Here is a 5,455-nt window from a genome sequence, read left to right as displayed (position 1 = left end):
GTTCTTCTCAGAGTTGATCATAATGTTGTTAAGAAAGGTGTTATCAAGGATCCGTACAGGATCGATGCTTCCCTGGAAACGATCGAGTATATTTTTTCCAAACAGGGAAAACCGATCATTATGTCGCATGTCGGCAGACCTCGAAATAAGAAAACAGGTGAGATCGAAATCTCCGAAAAAACTTCTGTCCAGCCCATTGTTGAATATTTGAATGATAAGTTAGGGAAAAAAATCAAGACAGTTCAGATCGAAGAACAGACCTCAAAAGGTTTGGAAAATCTCGAATGTATTAATGATTTGATCAAAGAATTGGAAACAGGTGATGTCGATGGTATTTATCTGCCAAATACGCGCTGGTTCAAAGGTGAGGAATCCAAAAATGAGACAAAAACAGAATTCGGAGAAGAACTGGCAGATATTGCCGATATCTTTGTTAATGATGCTTTTGGTTCCTGGCAGCCGCATGCTTCAACGATCGAACCTGCAAAACATCTTCCTTCCTACGCAGGTTTTTTAATGCAGAAAGAGATCGAGAACCTGGATCGTGTTCTGAAACCGGAGAGACCTTTACTGGCTGTTGTTGCCGGAGCAAAATTCGATACTAAGATCAGACCTTTAACAGCTCTTCTGGAAAAAGTTGATTATCTGATCCTGGGTGGAGTTATTTATAATGCTTATCTTTGTGCGAAATATGATCTTAAAATCAAGGGAATAACTGCTGAAGATATTTCTGAAGCAAAAGATTTCATCAATAAGGCTGATAAATATCCGGGTAAGATAGTCGATCTTCCCTATATAATCGAATCTGATATTCTGAACGAAAGGATAGATGGAAAAGTCAGAACATGCAATATCTATATGATGAGAAAGAAAAAAGAATTGAATTATATCCTCGATGTTTCTCCCAAATCATTTGCCGTGAGCACCATCCGGGATATTTTCAAAAACTCGAGAACTATTTTTGTGAATGCTGTCATGGGATTTACTCCTAATTTCTTTGAAGGAACTGTAGCGTTGAATAAAATTATCGATGAGAATAAAGAAGCTGCCAAACTTTTTGGCGGTGGTGATACTCTTCAGGAATTTAAAACATTGCTCCCAAAGGTTTATGAGAATGCTTTGCATGATGATAAATATTATTTTTTCACTGGAGGAGGAACTATTCTAAAAGCAATTGAGCAGGATTCTTCATTGGGTTTGGAACCGATCAAAGAACTGCTCAAACAGCAAGATAATTTAACGGAAAGAAGAACTGGATTAGAACGAAGATCAGGAAATGACCGGAGGACAAAACAGATTCCAAGCGAAAATAATACAAGAACCGGATTCAAAAGACGCTCGGGTAAAGAGAGAAGAAAACCTGCTCAAAAATAAATATCCAATATCAAACAAGGAATATCCGGTGATGAAGGAAGAGAGGGAAGAGGAGAAAAGAAGAATCAATAGCCCCGTCCTTCAGGGCGGGGAATATTATCAAAAGAATCCAAAATATCAATCCGGCAATATGATTTACAGTTAGAACCTTTCTATTTATCCCCAAAATTCAAATCGATAAAATAAAATTCCATTGCTAAAAAAATCGTAATTATTTTTTTCGTATTAAAATATTTTCCGGAGCAGAAAATGAGAAAAGCGGGTGTCTTGATTTGTATCTTTATCACAAATGTATTCCTGTTTTCACAGATCGATCAATTACAGACAAACTCTCTGGAATCTATGCTTACAGTCGCAAAGGGAGAAGAAAAACTTGATATTCTCGAACAGTTGATCAATGAATATGCTCAAACAAATCCCGATAAAAGTATAACTTATGCTGAACAAGGTGTTCAAATCTCCCGCGAACTAAAAATCAAAAAAGACGAAATTTATTTTCTATATATTATGGGTGATTTATATTTTGATCAAAAAAAATATAGTGATGCTATCGAGTTTTATCAAAAATCCTATTATTTATCGAAAAAACACGAAGATCCTTTTCAGCAGTCTATCATCACGGAACGGATTGGAATTATTTTCCAGGAAATTTCAGATTATGATAAGGCTCTCGAATACTTTTTATCAACCTTGAAGCTCAGAGAGAAAAACAGCGATGATGAATCTTATGCCAGCATCTTGATGAATATCGGCAATCTCTATTATAATCTGGAAAAATTTGAAATAGCTTTTGAATATTATCACAAAACTTATGAAATTTTTACTGATTCCGGAGATCAATTGGATATTGCAAGTATTTGTGTGAATCTCGGTAATGTTTACCAGGAAATGAGAAAAACCACAAAAGCGTTAGCACACTACAGAACTGCTCTCCGGATTTTCCGGGATTTGAATGATCACAAAGGAGTAGCCCAGGCTTTAAACAATCTGGGAACTGTTTACTTCGATCAGGAGAATAATATAGAAGCACTGGTATATTTTCAAACCTCGGAAGAAACAATTCGAGAAATAAATGATACTTACCTTGAAACACTTATTTCATTAAATTTAGGAGCAACTTACACCAATCTTAATATTCTCGATGAAGCCCAGAAACAATTAGAGAAGAGTCTCAAATTATCGGAAGTTCACCATTTTCTGGATCTTCGTTTATCTATTTATAAAGAACTTTCCAGATTGTATTCCAAACTCAATTCCAGCATAAAAACTTATGAATTTTCAGAAAAATATATAACTCTTAAAGATAGTATTTTCAGTGAAGAAAGTGACAAAAGAATCGCTAATTTGCGAATTCAATACGAGCTTGATAAAAAAGAAGAAGAAATTGTAGATTTATTTAAAGCCAAAGAAACTCAGTTGAAACTCCGAAACTATTTCATCACTACCTCAGTCTTGATCCTGTTATTATTAATAGTTCTTTTTATCCTTTTCAGGAATAAGGTCAAAACCAATCGTATGCTGGCGGAAAGCAGGAAAAAATTTCAGGATATGTTCGAGAAACACAGTGCTGTGATGTTATTGATCGATCCGGATAATGGTGATATCGTGAATTGTAATCAGGCAGCGAAAGAATATTATGGCTTCAGCAAAACGAATGGTGTGATCGATAATCTTTTTCATCTTAGTACGAATCCAAATGAAATTGTCTCAGAATCATTGAAAAAATCTCTCAAGAAAAAACAGACTCGTACTATTTCCCAACACAAATTATCCGGAAACAGGATCAGAGATGTTGAATTGTTTTCTACTCCCATCGAATTTGGAAAGAAAATTTTGATCTACACGATAGTTCAGGATATAACAGAACAATTACATTATGAAAGTGAACTGAAACTACTGAATATCGATCTTGAAAATCGAATAAATCAGCAAGTTGAAAAAGCTCAAAAACAGCAGCAGCTATTGATGCAGAAATCTAAGCTGGAGTCTCTGGGTAAACTTGCAGCCGGAATAGCTCATGAGATCAATCAACCTCTCGGTGGAATTTCCATGGGTTTGGATAATATTGTTTTCAGACAATCAAAGAACAAATTAAGTAAAACATACCTGAAAGAACAGTTTGATTTTCTCTTTAAACAGATCGAAAGGATCAAACATATAATTCAGCATATCAGGTCTTTTTCTCGAGATCAGGAAGCGGTTGTTGTAGAAAAGGTCGATGTTAATGAAGTGATCAGGAACTCTTTACTGATCGTTCAAACTCAATACAAAGATCACTTGATCGAATTAGTAACTATGCTGGAAGAGGGCATTGGTTTTATTTTGGGAAATAAATACAGATTAGAGCAGGTCATTTTGAATTTGCTTTCTAATGCTAAAGATGCGGTTGAGGAAAAAACAAGATTTTTAACAACTACGGATTATAAAAAAGAGATCTTTATCAAAACTTTTTCAAAAGAAAATAAGATTTCTATCATTATCAGAGATAATGGAATCGGTATTTCTGAAGACATTTTACCAAATATTTTTGATCCTTTTTTTACTACAAAAGAACCTGAAAAAGGAACCGGATTGGGACTGTCTATCATTTACGGTATTATTCAGGAAATGAAAGGTAAAATATTTCCAGAAAGTAAGGAAAATGAATTTACTGAATTCAGGATTGAATTTCCAAGGATATAATAAAGGTTTAGGATTAAGGATTCAAGATTAAGAGTGAGAGGAGATAGAAAAATGGAAAAGTTGAAAATATTGATAATCGATGATGAAAAATCCTATCGGGAGCAAATTGGAGATTTTCTGGAATTAAATAATTACATCACTTTTAAAGCTGAACTCCCATCGGAAGCTTTTAAGATCCTTCAAAAAAATATAATCGACATTGTCTTGCTCGACCTGAAACTTCCTGAAATGAATGGCATTGAGGTATTAAAAAAAATCAAAGAATCACATCCTGAAACCGAAGTAATACTGATGACAGGTCATGGAGATATGGATTCCGTTATTCAGGCAATCAAACTCGGTGCAACCGATTTTTTCACAAAACCTTTCCGCTTGATCGATATGCAGACTGCGATTGAAAGAACTTCCAGGTACATAGATTTGCAAAACAGGCTGAAAGATATTAAACTCAGCTATTCGGTTGTTTCCAGAGAATTAAAAGAAAAATCCGGTCATCAAATGATTGGAAATAGTCTTGCTATGAAATCCATTATCGAGCTGATCTCAAAAGTTGCTAAAACAGACAAAACCTCAATTTTGATTACTGGCGAAAGCGGAACCGGGAAAGAACTCGTTGCTCGTGGGATTCATTACCTGAGTTCCCGGAAAAATGCCTACTTCTATGATGTAAATTGTTCTGCTGTCCCGGAAAACTTATTTGAGAGTGAATTTTTCGGTCATAAAAAAGGAGCATTCACAGATGCCAGAGAAAATAAATCCGGCTGGTTTGAAATTGCTCACAAAGGAACTCTTTTCCTCGATGAAATAGCTGATATGCCATTAACCCAGCAAATGAAACTATTGAGAGTTTTAGAAGAAAATAAGATCAGGAGAATCGGTTCTCATCAAGAGATCGATATCGATGTCAGGGTCATTGCTGCCACGAATCAGCAAATTGAAAAAATGGTTGAGGAAAAAAAATTCAGGATAGATTTGTTCCACAGGTTAAATTCATTTATAATTCACCTACCTCCTCTGCGGGAAAGAAAAGAGGATATTCCGATCTTATTTGAACATTTCGTCAGATTTTATGCGGAGAGAATGAAAAAGCCGATAATGAATATCGATAAAAATATTTTTATTAAATTATCCCAATATAAATTTCCGGGTAATATCAGGGAATTAAAAAACATCGCTGAAAGAGCAGTTATTCTTTGCGAAAGAAATAAATTAAAACTGAATGAAGTCATCATCTCAAAAACAAAAAACAAAGAAGATTTCATCGACACAGAGGATTTATTGAATCTTGATGTTATTGAGAAACAGACTATACTCAAAGCCTTAGAAAGGACAAATTATGTTCAGATAAAAGCTGCTGAACTTCTAAATATCTCCAGACACGCTCTATCAAGAAAAATGT

3 protein-coding genes are annotated in these 5,455 nt (G+C 34.8%); all 3 read left to right on the top strand.

From position 1 onward, the window contains the following. Nucleotides 1-1,374 (top strand): phosphoglycerate kinase (locus tag ENL20_04625; GenBank protein HHE37840.1); only part of this gene is annotated, 1,374 nt, incomplete at its 5' end. Between the two features lie 249 nt (nucleotides 1,375-1,623). Further along, nucleotides 1,624-4,056, top strand: a complete 2,433-nt coding sequence (locus tag ENL20_04620; protein ID HHE37839.1) for a tetratricopeptide repeat protein — start codon at nucleotides 1,624-1,626, stop codon at nucleotides 4,054-4,056. 51 nt (nucleotides 4,057-4,107) lie between these two features. After that, nucleotides 4,108-5,455: sigma-54-dependent Fis family transcriptional regulator (locus ENL20_04615; protein ID HHE37838.1), on the top strand; the 1,348-nt coding region annotated here is incomplete at its 3' end.

This window comes from Candidatus Cloacimonadota bacterium, from assembly GCA_011372345.1.
GTDB lineage: Bacteria > Cloacimonadota > Cloacimonadia > Cloacimonadales > TCS61 > DRTC01.
The sequence above is the reverse complement of the archived record's forward strand: the minus strand, read 5'-3'. Positions and strand labels throughout refer to the sequence as shown.